Annotated in this window: 11 protein-coding genes and 1 pseudogene; 7 read left to right on the forward strand and 5 right to left on the reverse strand. The window is 66.4% G+C overall.

Annotated elements, in window-relative coordinates:
* Positions 1-144 precede the first annotated feature (144 nt).
* From QP164_RS19770 to QP164_RS05125, 5 genes and pseudogenes are all read left to right on the forward strand, one after another.
* Positions 145-1,446 (forward strand): glycosyl hydrolase family 18 protein, encoded by a 1,302-nt coding sequence (locus tag QP164_RS19770; RefSeq protein WP_443027422.1) that lies wholly within the window; start codon positions 145-147, stop codon positions 1,444-1,446.
* A gap of 83 nt (positions 1,447-1,529) precedes the next feature.
* Positions 1,530-3,512, forward strand: coding sequence for a polysaccharide deacetylase family protein (locus QP164_RS19775; protein WP_443027475.1), 1,983 nt, complete (start codon positions 1,530-1,532; stop codon positions 3,510-3,512).
* Positions 3,513-3,591: 79 nt separating this feature from the next.
* A complete protein-coding gene (modA, locus tag QP164_RS05115) occupies positions 3,592-4,350 on the forward strand; it encodes a molybdate ABC transporter substrate-binding protein (RefSeq protein WP_333922398.1) in 759 nt (252 codons plus the stop codon).
* Positions 4,351-5,040: a molybdate ABC transporter permease subunit gene (gene modB, locus QP164_RS05120; protein WP_333922399.1), complete on the forward strand. Its 690-nt coding sequence runs from the start codon at positions 4,351-4,353 to the stop codon at positions 5,038-5,040. It begins immediately after the preceding gene.
* A pseudogene (locus tag QP164_RS05125) lies at positions 5,030-5,628 on the forward strand (ATP-binding cassette domain-containing protein). The gene modB and the pseudogene QP164_RS05125 overlap by 11 nt, the downstream one beginning before the upstream one ends.
* A gap of 46 nt (positions 5,629-5,674) precedes the next feature.
* On the opposite strand, the gene htpG reads toward QP164_RS05125, so the two are convergent.
* Entirely contained in the window at positions 5,675-7,582 is a 1,908-nt protein-coding gene (gene htpG, locus QP164_RS05130; RefSeq protein WP_333922400.1) for a molecular chaperone HtpG, read from the reverse strand.
* A gap of 301 nt (positions 7,583-7,883) precedes the next feature.
* Between htpG and QP164_RS05135 the strand changes: the two genes are divergently transcribed.
* Both QP164_RS05135 and QP164_RS05140 read left to right on the forward strand, forming a co-directional pair.
* Positions 7,884-8,930, forward strand: a complete 1,047-nt coding sequence (locus QP164_RS05135) for a nucleoside hydrolase (protein ID WP_333922401.1) — start codon at positions 7,884-7,886, stop codon at positions 8,928-8,930.
* A gap of 205 nt (positions 8,931-9,135) precedes the next feature.
* Positions 9,136-11,418, forward strand: a complete 2,283-nt coding sequence (locus tag QP164_RS05140) for a TonB-dependent receptor (protein ID WP_333922402.1) — start codon at positions 9,136-9,138, stop codon at positions 11,416-11,418.
* Between the two features lie 30 nt (positions 11,419-11,448).
* On the opposite strand, the gene bluB is transcribed toward QP164_RS05140, so the two are convergent.
* The 4 genes from bluB to QP164_RS05160 are packed head-to-tail and all read right to left on the reverse strand — an operon-like array spanning position 11,449 to position 14,877.
* Positions 11,449-12,099 (reverse strand): 5,6-dimethylbenzimidazole synthase, encoded by a 651-nt coding sequence (gene bluB / locus QP164_RS05145; RefSeq protein ID WP_132734234.1) that lies wholly within the window; start codon positions 12,097-12,099, stop codon positions 11,449-11,451.
* Positions 12,096-12,857, reverse strand: coding sequence for a precorrin-6A synthase (deacetylating) (gene cobF / locus QP164_RS05150; RefSeq protein ID WP_333922403.1), 762 nt, complete (start codon positions 12,855-12,857; stop codon positions 12,096-12,098). Before cobF ends, bluB begins: the two co-directional genes overlap by 4 nt.
* Positions 12,854-13,573 (reverse strand): uroporphyrinogen-III C-methyltransferase, encoded by a 720-nt coding sequence (gene cobA / locus QP164_RS05155; protein WP_333922404.1) that lies wholly within the window; start codon positions 13,571-13,573, stop codon positions 12,854-12,856. Before cobA ends, cobF begins: the two co-directional genes overlap by 4 nt.
* Positions 13,570-14,877 (reverse strand): cobyrinate a,c-diamide synthase, encoded by a 1,308-nt coding sequence (locus QP164_RS05160; protein ID WP_333922405.1) that lies wholly within the window; start codon positions 14,875-14,877, stop codon positions 13,570-13,572. Before QP164_RS05160 ends, cobA begins: the two co-directional genes overlap by 4 nt.
* Positions 14,878-14,884: the final 7 nt, after the last annotated feature.

The raw sequence follows: 14,884 nt of genomic DNA on the forward strand, positions 1-14,884 counted from the left end.
CGCTTGCGGGAGGGGATGCAGTAGTAACCGCGTCGTTACCTAAACTATGCGTGACGCATTTTTCAGCAGCGCTCACGCAAACGGCATTGTAGCGAATTATTGCGGCGAGTTGCCGTTTTCCTTCGGCCGGTTGATACTCGCACCATGTCGCTCAATCCCGTATTCTATGATGCAAGCGGCCGTCGTCGGCGGCGGTTCACCTTCGGCGTCGCGGCGTTCATCGCGCTGCTGCTGCTGTCGATCGCGGTGTTCGCCGTCTCGATCGGCGCGGTGCCGACCGCGCCGTTGCTGCCGATCGAGCCCGAGCACCCCGCGCTCCACAAGCTGCCCGCACCGCGTGGCGGCATCCTCCGCGAGACCCGGCGCGACCTCAATTACTACGCCAAGCAATTGTTCGGAACGAGCGCGGCCAAGCCCGGTGTCGGCAATGGCGCCAACCCTGCGCTCGCGATCGCCTTCCACGCGCCGTGGGACGAGGCGAGCACCGCCAGCCTCGCGCGGCACGTCGAACAACTCGACTGGCTGATCCCCGGCTGGGTCTCGATCACCGGCAAGGATCACCACATCACCGTGTTCCGCGACCAGGCCGGGCGCGACATCCTCAACAAGGCGGTCCACCGGCCGATGATCCTGCCGATGGTGCAGAACGCGGTCGACGGGAACTGGGATGGCGCCGGCAGCGCGTCGCTGTTCGCCGATCCCAAGGCACGTGCGGCCTTCCTCGACAAGCTCGTGCCGTTCCTCAGTGCGAACCATGCCGGCGGCGTGTTCTACGATTTCGAGGATTTGCCCGCGTCGGCGCAGCCCAACTACCGCACGTTCCTCGCCGAAACGCGCGCGCGGTTCGCGAGCCGCGGCTGGGTGGTCGCGATCGCTGCGCCGGTCGGCAACCCCGACTGGAACCTGCCCGCCTACGCCAAGGTGACCGACAAGGTCTTCCTGATGGCGTATGACGAGCACGAGACCAGCGGCGCGCCCGGCCCGATCGCCTCGCAGCGCTGGTTCGCGCGCATGGTCGCCGACGCAGCGCGCGGTATCCCCCGTCGAAGCTGGTCGTCGCGATCGGCTCGTACGCGTATGACTGGCACGCGGGCGCCGATGCGGGCAACGGCGATGCACTCGATGTCGAGGAAGCGTGGCAGAACGCGGCGGACTCGGGCACGATGCCGACCTTCGACAAGGCGAGCGGCAACAGCAGCTTCGCTTATTCCGAAGGCGGCGTGCAGCATCAGGTCTGGCTGCTCGATGCGGCGTCGGCCTACAACCAGATCGCGTTCCTGCAAAAGGCGGGCCTGGGCAGCGTCGCGCTCTGGCGTCTCGGCTCGGAGGATCCGGGCCTCTGGTCGATCTGGGGTCGTGACCATCGCAAACTGCCGATCCCCGATGCGATCGACAACATGCCGGCGGGCACCAATGTCGATATCGAGGGCAGCGGCGAGATCCTGAAGATCGCCGCCGAGCCGGTCACCGGTATCCGCGACGCGGTGCCGGCCAAGGACGGTACGCTCGCCGACGTCGTCTTCAAACGGATGCCGTCGCCCTATGTGGTCGAGCGGACCGGCTATCGCCCGAAACAGCTCGCGCTCACGTTCGACGATGGCCCCGATCCCGAATGGACGCCGCAGATCCTCGACGTGCTCAAGCGCGAACATGCGCCCGCGACGTTCTTCGTCATCGGCGAGAATGCGCTGACCGAGCGCCCTCTGCTCGAGCGGATGGTCGACGAAGGCCATGAGATCGGCAGCCATACCTATACGCATCCCAACCTCGCCAACGTTTCGCAGCGGCAGGTGAAATACGAGTTGAACACCACGCAACGGCTGTTCCAGGCGTTCACCGGGCGTTCGCTCCGGCTGTTCCGCGCGCCCTATTTCGGCGATGCCGAGCCGAGCACCGCGGACGAGATCCTGCCCGCGCTCGAAGCGCAGCAGCGCGGCTATATCTCGGTCGGCCTGCACGTCGATCCCGACGACTGGAAGCGCCCCGGCGTTCAGGCGATCATCGACCGGACGATCGCCGGCGTCGAGGCGGGCAATCCCGAGCGCAGCGGCAACGTCATCCTGCTCCACGACGCCGGCGGCAACCGCGCCGAGACCGTCGCCGCGCTGCCGATCATCATCGAGCGGCTGCGCGCGATGGGCTACAGCTTCGTCCCCGTCTCGACGCTTGCGGGGCTGTCGCGCAACCAGTCGATGCCGGTGATCTCGTCGAGCGACCGCGTCGCCGCGGTGGCGGATCTCGCGCTGTTCAGCACGCTCGGCGGGATCGTCGTCGCGCTCCGCTGGATCTTCGGAATCGCGATCACCATCGGCATCATCCGCGCGCTGGCACTGTCGGCGCTCGCTCTGATCCAGGCACGTCGCGAGTTGAAGACGGTGTTCCCGGCGATCGATCCGTCGCGTTTCGTCACGGTGATGATCCCCGCGTTCAACGAGGAGCGCGTGATCGTCCGCGCGGTGGAGGGCGTGCTGGCGTCGAACGACGTCGCGATCGAGGTCATCGTGATCGACGACGGATCGAGCGACGGCACCAGCCGCGTCGTCGCCGAGGCGTTCGCCGGCGACGACCGCGTCCGCCTTCTGACGCTGGAAAACGGCGGCAAGGCGCGCGCGCTCAACCGTGGGCTCGAACTGGCGCGTGGCGAGATCGTGATCGCGCTCGACGCCGATACGCAGTTCGAACCGATGACGATCGCACGGCTCGCGCGCTGGTTCGACGATCCCAAGCTCGGCGCGGTCGCGGGCAACGCGAAGGTCGGCAACCGAGTCAACCTGATCACCAAATGGCAGGCGCTCGAATACATCACAGCGCAGAATCTCGAACGGCGTGCGCTTGCGCGGTTGAACGCGATGACCGTCGTGCCGGGGGCGGTCGGCGCGTGGCGGCTCGAGGCGATCCGCAGCGTCGGCGGTTATCCCGACGATACGCTCGCCGAGGACCAGGACCTGACGATCGCGATCCAGCGGCATGGCTGGACCGTCCAGTACGACCAGTTCGCGATCGCCTGGACCGAGGCGCCAGAGACGATGCGCGCGCTCGCCAAACAGCGGTTCCGCTGGGCGTTCGGGACGCTGCAGTGCCTCTACAAGCACCGCTCGGCGATCGGCCGGTCGCATCCGCGCGGGCTCGGCTGGGTCGGGTTGCCACAGGCGATCGTGTTCCAGATCGTGCTCGCGTCGATCTCGCCGATCATCGATCTCGCGTTGCTGGTCAGCTTCGCGTCGACCTATGTCGCGGTGCAGGCGCATGGCTGGGAGCAGACCAGCCACGACGTCTACACGATGCTCGCCTATTGGCTGATCTTCACCGCGATCGACCTGCTCGCCGCGACGATCGCGTTCGCATTGGAGCGCAAGGAACGCTGGCGGCTGCTCTGGCTGCTGATCCCGCAGCGGATCGGCTACCGTCAGGTGATGTACTACGTCGTGCTGAAGGCGATCGCGCAGGCTCTGCGGGGGCCGCTGGTCGGTTGGGGCAAGCTCGCGCGGACCGGACGCGTCACGGCGAACTAAGCGCGCAACATATCGAACCGGCTAGCGTTATGGTCCCGCGCTATATATCGGTATGCGCAAAGTTCGAGGGGCAAGCAGCATGCGGTATCTGACGTCGGCGCTGGTGATGACGGTCGGCCTTGGCGCGACGGGTGCCCAGGCACAGCAGCGCCCGCCGCTAGTGCTCGCTGCAGCCTCGCTACAGGAATCGCTTACTGCCGCTGCCGACGCATGGGCGAAGAGGGGGCATGTAAAGCCGACAATCTCGTTCGCGGCGTCATCGGCGCTCGCACGGCAGGTCGAGGCCGGTGCGCCCGCGGATCTGTTCGTGTCGGCGGACGAGGACTGGATGAACGCGCTCGCTACGAAGAATCTAATCGTCGCCAGTACCCGCGTGACGTTCCTCGGCAACCGCCTTGTCGTCGCGGCGCCGGCGGGCAGCAAGGTCCGTATCCCGGTGCGCCCGCCCGCAGCCCTTGTTCGCGTTCTCACGGCCGGGCCATTGGCGATGGCGGATACCGCAGTCCCGGCCGGCAAGTACGGCCAGGCGTCACTGGAAAAGCTCGGCGTCTGGGCGCAGGTTTCGCCGAAAGTGGTGCGTGCGGAGAATGTCCGCGCAACGCTGGCGCTGGTCGAGCGCGGCGCGGCGCCGCTCGCGATCGTCTACGCAACCGATGCCAAGGCATCGGCCAAGGTTCGTATCGCTGGCGTCTTCCCGGACGCAACGCACCCCGCGATCACCTATCCGATCGCGCGGCTGAAGACATCGACGAACCCAGAGGCAGAGGGCTTCCGCCGGTTCCTCGTTTCGCCCGCGGGCAAGGCGATCTTCGTCCGCTACGGGTTCTCCGCGCGCTAGATGCTCGACGCAACCGAATGGGGTATCGTCGCGCTGTCGCTCAAGGTCGGCGGCGTGGCGATGGCGGTGACCCTGCCGGTCGCGTTCGCGCTGGCCTGGCTGCTCGCAAGGGTCCGCTTTCCGGGGAAGGTCGTGGTCGACGCGGCGATCCATCTGCCGCTGGTGGTGCCGCCGGTCGTGACCGGTTGGTTGCTGCTGCTCGCGTTCGGTCCCAATGGCCCGATCGGCGCGTGGCTGCAGGACTGGTTCGGCGTGACGGTCTTATTCCGCTGGACGGGCGCGGCGATTGCCGCCGGTGTCATGGCGTTGCCACTGATGGTGCGGGCGATGCGAATCTCGATCGAAGCGGTGGATAGGCGACTTGAAAACGCCGCGAGGACGCTGGGCGCAGGCCCATGGCGCGTCTTCTGGACGCTGACACTACCGCTCAGTGTTCCCGGCGTCCTCGCCGGTGCTGTGCTCGGCTTTGCGCGATCGATCGGCGAGTTCGGGGCAACGATCACGTTTGTCTCCAATGTGCCCGGCGAAACACAGACGCTGCCGCTCGCGATCTATTCGGCGCTTCAGCAGCCTGGTGCCGACGCGTTGGTATGGCGATTATCGTGTGTATCGGTGGGATTGTCGCTGATCGCTTTGATCGCGTCCGAACTGCTGACGCGACGCGCGGGACGGGGGCTCCATGTCCTTTGAGATCGATATCGAGAAGCGTCTTGGCGATGCACAGGTCACGCTGACGCTGGACGCGGGGGAAGGCGCGACGGTGCTGTTCGGCCCGTCCGGTATCGGCAAGTCGAGTGTGCTCAACATGATCGCCGGACTGCTCCGCCCCGACCGCGGCCGCATCGCGGTCGACGGCGACACGCTGTTCGGGGACGGCATCGACGTCCCCCCGAACGCCGCCGCGCCGGTTATGTATTCCAGGACGCACGCCTCTTCCCGCACATGCGTGTCCGGGCGAACCTCCTCTACGGCGCTGGCCGCGAGCATGATGCGTTCGAGGAGCAAATCGGGTTCCTCGGCATCGGTCACCTTCTGGATCGCTGGCCACGCACATTGTCGGGCGGCGAAGCGCAACGCGTCGCGATCGGCCGCGCATTGCTTAGCCACCCGCGCTTTCTGCTCCTCGACGAACCGCTGTCCTCGCTGGATCGCGCCCGACGCGAGGAAGTGCTCGTTGCGATCGAACACGTTCGCGACGTGCTGAAGTTGCCGATCCTGATGGTGACGCATGACCCGGCCGAAGCGGAACGGATCGGGACGCGCGTGGTCCGGATGTGAGACCGGCCTTCTCCCCACCTTGCAGGGTGGGGAGAAGGCAAACCGGTTACCCAAGCGCGCGCGTGAACAGCCGGCTTAGCCGCGCCGAAAAGGCCCGCGCATCGAGCGGCCGCTCGCCATCGGCGATCTGCGCTTCGTCGAACAGCAAGTGTGCGGCATCCTCGCGCAGCGCCGTCTCGTCTTCGCCGAGCGCTGCCAGCTTGGCGATCAACGCCGAGCGCGGGTTGATCTCCAGCACCGGCTTGGCGGCGGGCATCGCCTGACCGCTGGCCGCCAGGATGCGTTCGAGCTGGCGGTCCATCCCGCTATCCGCCGCGACCAGGCAGACCGCGCTGTCGGTGAGCCGCTCGGACGCGCGAACTTCGGAAACCGCATCGCCGAGCGTGGTCTTCACGAAGGTGATGAAGTCCGCGACTGCGGGCGTGGCATCGGCGGTGGGGGCCTCCGCGCCATCGACCAGCGGGATCAGCCCGAGATCGGCAGCGCCTTGCGTGACCGACTTGAACGGCTTGCCGTCGGAGTCGATGCCCGCCGTGACCCAGAACCCGTCGACTGAGTCCGGCAGCAGCAAGACCTCGATGCCCCGCGCGCGGAACCCTTCGAGCTGCGGCGAGGCTTCAAGACGGTCGAGGTCGGTGCCGACCGCGTAATAGATCGCGGTTTGGTTCTCCTTCATCGCGCCGACATAGTCGGCGACCGAACGCCATGCGCCGCCGGACGTCGTGGTCTTGAAGCGCGCGAGCTTGAGCAGCGCCTCGCGGCGTTCGAAATCCTCGTACAGTCCTTCCTTCAGGACCGCGCCGAAATTCTCCCAGATCTTTGCATACGCGTCGGCATCGCGTGTCGCGAGCTTGTCGAGTTCGCTCAGCACCCGGCCGGTCACGCCCTTGCGGATCGCGGCGAGCATCGGGCTTTCCTGGATCATCTCGCGCGAGACGTTGAGCGGCAGATCCGACGATTCCACCAGCCCGCGCATAAAGCGAAGATAGCGCGGCAGGACTTCGGCATCGTCGGTGATGAAGACGCGCTTGACGTACAGCTTCATCCGGCCGTTGCGGTCGGGATCGAACAGGTCGAACGGCTTGGCGCCCGGCACAAACGCGAGCACCGAATATTCGTGCACGCCTTCCGCGCGGTAGTGGAGCGTCAGCGCGGGCTCGTCGAACTGGCCGGAGACGCTGCGGTAGAAATCGGCATAATCTTCCGTGCTGATCTCGGACTTGGGCTTGGTCCACAAGGCGGCGCCATCGGCGATGTCGACCGGCTCGGCATCGGGCTTTTCGCGCAGGGTGATCGGGACCGGGACATGCCCCGACTGATCCTTGATCAGCCGCTCGACGGTGAAGCGATCGGTGAACGACGTCGCGTCCTCGAGCAGATGGAGCACGACGCGAGTGCCGCGTGACGGTGCTTCGGCAGTGTCGATGGGTGCGATCGTGTAGGTACCGAGGCCGTCCGACGACCAGACCGACGCAGTTTCGGCGCCTGCGCGACGCGAGACGACGTCGACCTTTTCGGCGACCATGAATGCGGAATAGAAGCCGACGCCGAACTGGCCGATCAACTGCGCGCCTTCGGAACCGCTGGAGGCGGCGATGCGGTCCATGAACGCCTTGGTGCCCGAGCGCGCGATCGTGCCGAGCGCCTCGCCCATGTCGTCGGCGGTCATGCCGATGCCGTTGTCCTCGATCGTGAGCGTGCGCGCTTCGGGATCGAGCGTGATCGCGATCTGCGTGCGGGTCTCGTCGCCGAGCAGTTCGGGCGCGCTCAACGCCTCGTAGCGCAGCTTCTCGCACGCGTCGGCAGCATTCGAGATCAGCTCGCGCAGGAACACGGTCTTATCCGAATAGACCGAGTGCACCATCATGTGCAGCAGCCGCGCGACATCCGCCTCGAAGGCGTGAGTGTGGGGCGTCGTCGTCTGGGGTTCGATGGAAGCGGTGTCTGGAGTCATGGTACGGAACGACCTTCGCTGAATATTCGTGGCGGAGAGTTGGACGGGCACCGAAACGAATTCAAGAGGCCGCCGACGCACATGTCGCCCATGCCTTGATCGTGCACCCTCGATAGCGACTGAAAAGGGGAGCTGCCGCTTTGCAATTGACGGCTGCGATGCGGGCAGGGGATGATCGCGCCGATCATCCGTAGACATCATCCGCAGAGAAGAGTGTAGCGTGCCCATGCGAACAGTTTCGGCCTCTTGTCTCGCGGCGCTCATGGCGCTGGCCTTTCCCATCGCGGGCGTGGCTAAGGATATGCCGGCCAAGCGCCTTGTCCTGATCGACGACGACGTGGTGGGACTGAACGGTGCCCCCGCGCTGCTGCTCCAGGCGCCCGATGTCGCCGTGCTGGGGATCACCACGACCAGTGGCTCGGTTTGGCGCGATACCGCGACCGCCTATGCGTTGCGGACGGTCGAGATCCTCGGGCGTACCGATGTGCCGGTGGTACCAGGCGCAACCCTTCCGCTCCTCAACACGCAGGAGGCAACCAGGCGGTGGGAGGGGCAATATGGTCGGCTCGAATTCAAAGGGCCGTGGACCGAGCCTGCCTCCGGCGCCGAGATCCAGCCGGCCCCGGGTACGCCGTCGCCCGCAATCGTCCCGAGCTTGCCGATCGGCGATCCGGTCACCAAGCCGTCGGGTGAAATCGCCGCCGCGTTTCTCGTCCGGATGGTGCGCGCACATCCGCACCAGATCACGCTGTTCGCGACGGGACCGATGACCAACATCGCGATCGCGCAGAGCCTCGATCCGGGCTTTGCTGCGAACGTGAAGGAACTGGTCTACATGGGCGGCAGTCTCAATCCGAAGCAGACGCTCGACACGCCGGCGGCTGCGGAATTTGCGCGTGAGTTCGTCAACACGCCGCGGCGCGAATTCAACATCCGTTGGGATCCCGAAGCGGCGCGGATCATGGCGCACGGCGCGTGGCTGAAGGTTACGATGGTACCGATCGACCCGTCGACGGGGACGCAGTGGACGCGCGGCTTTCTGGACAGCGTGAAACCGGCGCATACCCCGCTCACCGATGCACTTCAGACCGGGCTCGAGCCGGGGTTTCCGATGTGGGACGAGATTGCGGCGATGGCCTGGCTGGAGCCCGCCATCGTCACGCGCGCCGAGACACTCTACATCGATTTCGATACGAGCCAGACCGCCGGGTACGGCGATACGCTGTCCTGGCACGACGCGTACCGGCCCCACCTTGGCGAACGCGCGCAGACCGTCGTCTTGCAAGTCGACCGCGCGAAGATGGAGGCGGCCATGCGGACGCTGTATACCCGACCTCCGCAGCGCTGACCATCGCCGCGTCGGCAGCGCCGACGTTGACCATCACCGCGTCGGCAGCGCCGACTGGGGCAAAGATGTCGCGGTGCCCGGCAAAAATGCATCGTGCCCGATCGCGCCTATTGCAGCACGTTACAGCGGTGTTACCGATCGGGGACGGATCCGGGTCACACGGATCGACGCCGGAGGATGTTCGAAGCCCAAGGGGGGACCATCCATGATTCGCTTGCCCGTTCGTACGTCTGCCATCGCCCGGTTGTTGGCCGCCAGCGCGCCACTCCTCGTCTTCGCCGCGCCCGCCGTCGCGCAGCAACAAGCGCCAACTGGCCAGACTGCCAGCGATCCGGCCGGCGATCAGGGACTTGGCGAGATCGTCGTCACCGCGACACGCCGTCAGGAATCGTCGAAGGACGTGCCGCTCGCGGTCACTGCGATCAGCGGCGAGAAGCTCGACGTGCTCAATTCGAGCGGTCTCGATATCCGCTTTCTCGCTGGCCGCACGCCGAGCCTTCAGGTCGAATCGTCGTTCGGCCGCACGTTCCCGCGCTTCTATATCCGCGGCCTCGGCAACACCGATTTCGATCCCAACGCCGCGCAGCCGGTCTCGGTCGTGTACGACGACGTCGCACTCGAGAATCCGATGTTGAAGTCGTTCCCGGTCTTCGATCTGCAAAGCGTCGAAGTGCTGCGCGGGCCGCAGGGCACGCTGTTCGGCCGCAACACCCCGGCCGGCGTCGTGAAGATAGATTCCGCCAAGCCGAACCCCGACAAGGTCTCGGGCTATGCGACTGGATCCTGGGCGACCTACAACACGATCAACGGCGAGGCGGCGCTGAACCTGCCGATCGGCAACGGCTTCGCGTTCCGCGCCTCGGGCATCATCCAGTCGCGCGACGATTGGGTTAAGAACGACTCCACGACGGGCAACGCCGACCGCAAGCTCGAGGGCTATCGCGATGTCGCCGGCCGCTTCCAGCTTGGCTACACCAGCAGCGACTTCAACGCATTGCTGAACGTCCATGTTCGCGACCTCACCGGATCGCCGCGCATCTTCCGCGCCGGATTGTTCAAGCCGGGCACGAACGACTTCAACACTGGGTTCGACCCTAAGCACGCCACGCTCGACGGCTATACCAGCCAGAGCCTGACGCAGTGGGGCACCAACCTCCGGCTCGACTATCATCTCGACGGCATCGGCACATTCTACTCGGTCACCGGCTACGAGCAGGCCAAGGTCGAGAGCACGGGCGACGTCGACGGCGGCAACAACTATACGTTCCTTGGCGGCACGATCGGTGCGATCGGCGTCGGGCTGTTCCCGTCGAACACCGGCGGCCTGACAAAGCCGAAGGAGTTCAGCCAGGAACTGCGCTACGCGAGCGAGGACATGAACGGCATCCGCCTTCAGGGCGGGCTGTATTATTTCCACCAGACGCTGCGCTATCACCAATATGACTATGCGTTCGGCGGTAGCGGATCGCGCGCGACCGACCTGACGCAGGATATCTTCCACGACAATCGCAACGAGAATTACGGCGCGTTCGCGTCGATCGAGGCCAAGCCGACCGAGTTGCTGACGCTGCGCGCAGGCGTCCGCTATTCGCACGACTATCGCAACGACCTCGTCACCGCACCGATTCCGGGCAGCGGGATCAGCGACACGCTGCCGGCGCGCGCGGTCGTCCGCGGCTCGAACGTTACCTGGGATGCGAGCGCGACCTATGAACTGACGCCCGCGATCAACGTCTATTCGCGGCTCGCGACCGGCTATCAGGGCCCCGCGATCCAGGACCGCGTGACATTCGGCAGCGTCCAGAGCACCGCGCCCAAGCAGACCACCTTCTCGGGTGAGAGCGGGTTCAAGGGCACACTGCTCGATCGGAAGGTGAACTTCTCGCTCGACGCCTATTGGTACAGCACCAAGGACCTGCAGATCACCGCGGTGGGCGGCAGCAGCAACTCGGCACGGCTGATCAGCGCGAACAAGGCGATCGGCTACGGCGTCGAGGGCGAGTTCGAGGCGCGGCCGCTCCCCGAGCTGACGCTGACCGCGAGCGGCAGCTACAACTTCACCGAGATCCGCGATCGGAATATCGGCGTCGGGGTCTGCGCGACCTGCACCGTACTCGACCCGATCGTGAACGGGTTCGCGATCATCGACGGCAACGACCTTCCCCAGGCGCCACGCTGGATCGCCAACTGGACCGCGCGCTACGGCATCCCGCTGGGCAATGGCGGCGAGGTCTATGCCTATACCGACTGGGTTTACCGCAGCCGCGTCAACTTCTTCCTGTACGAAGCGGTCGAGTTCACCGGCAAGTCGTCGCTCGAAGGCGGTCTCAAGGTCGGCTATAAATCGCCGCAGGGGTATGAGGTCGGCGCGTTCGTCCGCAACATCACCAACCAGTATCGCAGCATTTCGGCGATCGACTTTAACAACCTGACCGGCATGATCAACGAACCGCGGATCATCGGCGGCCAGTTCAAGGTTGCGTTCTGAGATGACGAGGGCGGATCGTCGAGCGCGAGGTCAGCGTTCGATGATCCGGTCCGTGACGGGTTCGCGGTGCTGCCAGTCGCGGCGTTCGAGTTCGGGTATGGTCGAGGGATGCTCGGGATAGCCGAGGCAGAGGACCGCGATCAGCGTCCAGTCGCGCGGGACGTCGAGCATCGTGGCGACGGCGGCCGGATCGAGGATCGAAACCCAGCCGAGGCCGATCCCGCGCAGCCTTGCGGCCAACCAGAGGGTGTGGATCGCCATCACCGTCGAATAGCGCAGCGTGTCGTGCATCGTCGTCCGGCCCAGGCCGTGGCCGGCGAGCGGCGCCTCGTCCGAGAAGACGGCAACGATCACCGGGGCCTCGCGCAGCCCGTGGAGTTTTAAGGTGCGATAACGCGCGCGGCGGTCGAGGTCGGGCTGCGCATCTGCCGCAACGGCGTTCGCGGCATCGACGTGATCGGCAAGGTCTGCGCGGATGCTTGGCGAGCGAATGCGGACGAACCGCCAGGGCTGGGCGTTGCCGACCGATGGCGCGAGCGCGGCGGTTTCGAGCAGGGCGTCGAGATCGGCATCGGCGATCGCTGTCGGCAGGAAATGACGGACGTCACGGCGCCAGCGAAGCAGCGTGTCGAACTGCGCGGCGAAGTCGGCCTCGAACACCGGCGGGGTGCCGGCGGTCATACGCGGATCAGTGTGCGGCGCAGGAGATAGATGTCCATGATCCAGCCGTGGGCAGCACGCAGTCTTGCGCGCTCGCTGACGATGTGCGCGGCGATGTCTGCGAGTGGGCCGGTCGCAAGTGCTTCATACGACATGCTGAGATAAGCGCCCCACCAGATCGAGACGCCTGCCGGATCCAGCGTCTCAAACGCGCATGTGCCATCGAGCATTACCGCGAGCGTATCGACCGCGTCCGGCCAGCCGCTCTCGCGCAGGCGGCGGCCGGTGGTGATGAGCACCGGCGCGGCGAGATCGTTGAGCGGGATCGCATGCGCGGCGGTTAGCGCCTGGAGACTGGTGATCCCGGGGACGACCGTCACCGTCAACGGCAGGCCGTCGGCGCGCAGGCGGTCGGCGATCCTCAGCGTGCTGTCGTAGAGCGAGGGATCGCCCCAGACGAGCAGCGCCAGGCGGCCACCGTTCGGAAGATGCCGGGCGATCTGCTCGGCCCAGACGGCGGCGATCGCGTCGTGCCATCGATCAACGGCGTCGCAGTATGGCGCGGCCACGTCGCGCTCAGGCAGGTCGAACTCTACGACCTTCGTGGTGCCGATCAGGACGTCCGCGCAGATCGCGCGGCGCAGGTTGAGCAGGTCGGACTTCGCATCGCCCTTGCGGGGCAGGATGATCAGGTCGGCGGCATTCATCGCCTTGATCGCGGCGCGCGTGAGGTGATCGGGATTGCCGGTACCGATGCCGATCAGCTGGAGGTCGATCATTCCGCCTCCATCAGCGGACCGTAGAGGATCAGGGCGGGCTTGCCGGAGAAGCCGTCCTGCAACTGGGCGGCAAGCTCGGCAATTGTCGAGCGGGTCAGGGTCTGATCGGGGTGGCCGACATTCTCCGCGATCAGCGCGGGCGTGTCCGGCGACAGGCCATGCGCGATCAGTGACGCCGCCAGCGCGGGGAAGGTGCGCTTGGGCATGAAGACAACCGTGGTCGCGTCAGGATCGGCGAGCGCGGCCATGTTACGCTGTTCGGGCAGATCGCCGGTGACGTCGTGACCGGTCAGAAACTGGACGCGGCGCGCACTTAGGCGCCGGGTCAGCGGAATATTCGCGGCGGCCGCGGCGGCGCTTGCGGCGCTGACGCCGGGGATGATCTCGAATGGGATACCCGCCGCCCTCAGTGCGACGATCTCCTCTTCGAGGCGGCCGAAGATGCCCGCGTCGCCCGACTTGAGGCGGACGACGCGAAGACCGGACTGCGCGTATTCGACCAGCAGTTGCGAGACGTGCGCCTGGCTTGGGGACGGGCGCCCAGCACGCTTGCCGACCGCGACGAGATCGGCCCCAGCGCGCGCATGACCGAGCACGGCCGAAGACAGATCGTCGAACAGCACGGCGTCCGCCGCCTGCAACCGCGCGACGGCCTTCAGCGTCAGCAGTTCGGGATCGCCCGGCCCCGAGCCGACGAACGACACGAACCCGGTCATGACGCGGCGGCGATCATGTGGAAGAAGCTGCCGCTGACGTGCCCGCGATATGAGCCTGTCTCGGCCACCGCATTGCCCTCGGCATCGGTGACGTGCGCGAGCGGCGCGTCGGGCTGGTCGATGATCGTCGAATAATGAAACTCGTGCCCGGTCAGCGCTGTGTCAGCGGTGAAGCCCCCCATCGGCGCGTGGAGCGTCGCGCGGCGATACCCGAGATGCATTTTTCGCTGGGCGTAACTGGTCACAAGGCCGAGCAGTCCCGCCATCCGGTGACGCGTGCCGTCGGCATCGATCAGGCCTTCGCCCAGCGCCATATAGCCGCCGCACTCACCGTGGACGGGCCGCGTGCGCGCATGCTCGGCGAGACCTGCGCGGAACGTCGCGGCGGCGGCGAGCTTGCCGGCGTGGAGTTCGGGATAACCGCCGGGAAGCCAGACCAGATCGGCGTGTGCGGCCGGGGCTTCGTCGGCGAGCGGCGAGAACGGCAGAATCTCGACGCCGGCTTTGCGCCAGCCTTCGAGGACATGTGCATATGTGAAGGAAAACGCTGCGTCCTGCGCGAGTGCGATCCGCTGGGCGGGCGGTCGGATCCAGGTCTGAGCATTGAACGGACGCGCGACGGCCGAAGCGGCGTCGCGGAGGGCGGGGATGTCGACATGCGCGCGGAGGAACGCCGCATATTCGTCGATGCGGGCGTCGAGATCGGGGTGTTCGGCGGCCTGCACCAGTCCTAGGTGGCGTTCGGGCAGCTTCAGGTCGCCGCGCCGTGGCAGCGACCCGAACACGCGGATGCCGACCGCCTCCATCCCGCTGCGCGCGAGCCGTTCGTGACGCGGGCTGGCGACACGGTTGAGGATGACGCCGGCGATCGGGACGCTCGGGTCGTATCGGCTGAACCCCAGCGCGGTGGCGGCGGCGGACTGTGCCTGGCCCGAGACGTCGATCACCAGCACCACCGGCCAGCCCATCCGCCGCGCGATGTCTGCGCTCGCACCATTGCCAGTCGCGCCAGGCTTCGCGACGCCGTCGAACAACCCCATCGAGCCTTCCGCGAGCGCGAAGTCGGCGTCGTCGGCCTTGGCGGCGAGCATGTCGAGCATCGCCGCCCCCATCGACCAGCTGTCGAGGTTGAACGACGCGCGACCACTCGCGGCGCGGTGGAACGCGGGGTCGATATAGTCGGGACCGCTCTTGAACGGCTGCACCACGAGGCCATCGTCGCGAAGCGCGCGAAGGAGGCCGAGCATGACTGTGGTCTTGCCGGTGCCCGAGGCGGGCGCGGCGATGAGGAGGCCCAGGGTCATATCCGGT

The organism is Sphingomonas sp. LR59 (assembly GCF_036855945.1).
Taxonomy (GTDB): domain Bacteria; phylum Pseudomonadota; class Alphaproteobacteria; order Sphingomonadales; family Sphingomonadaceae; genus Sphingomonas.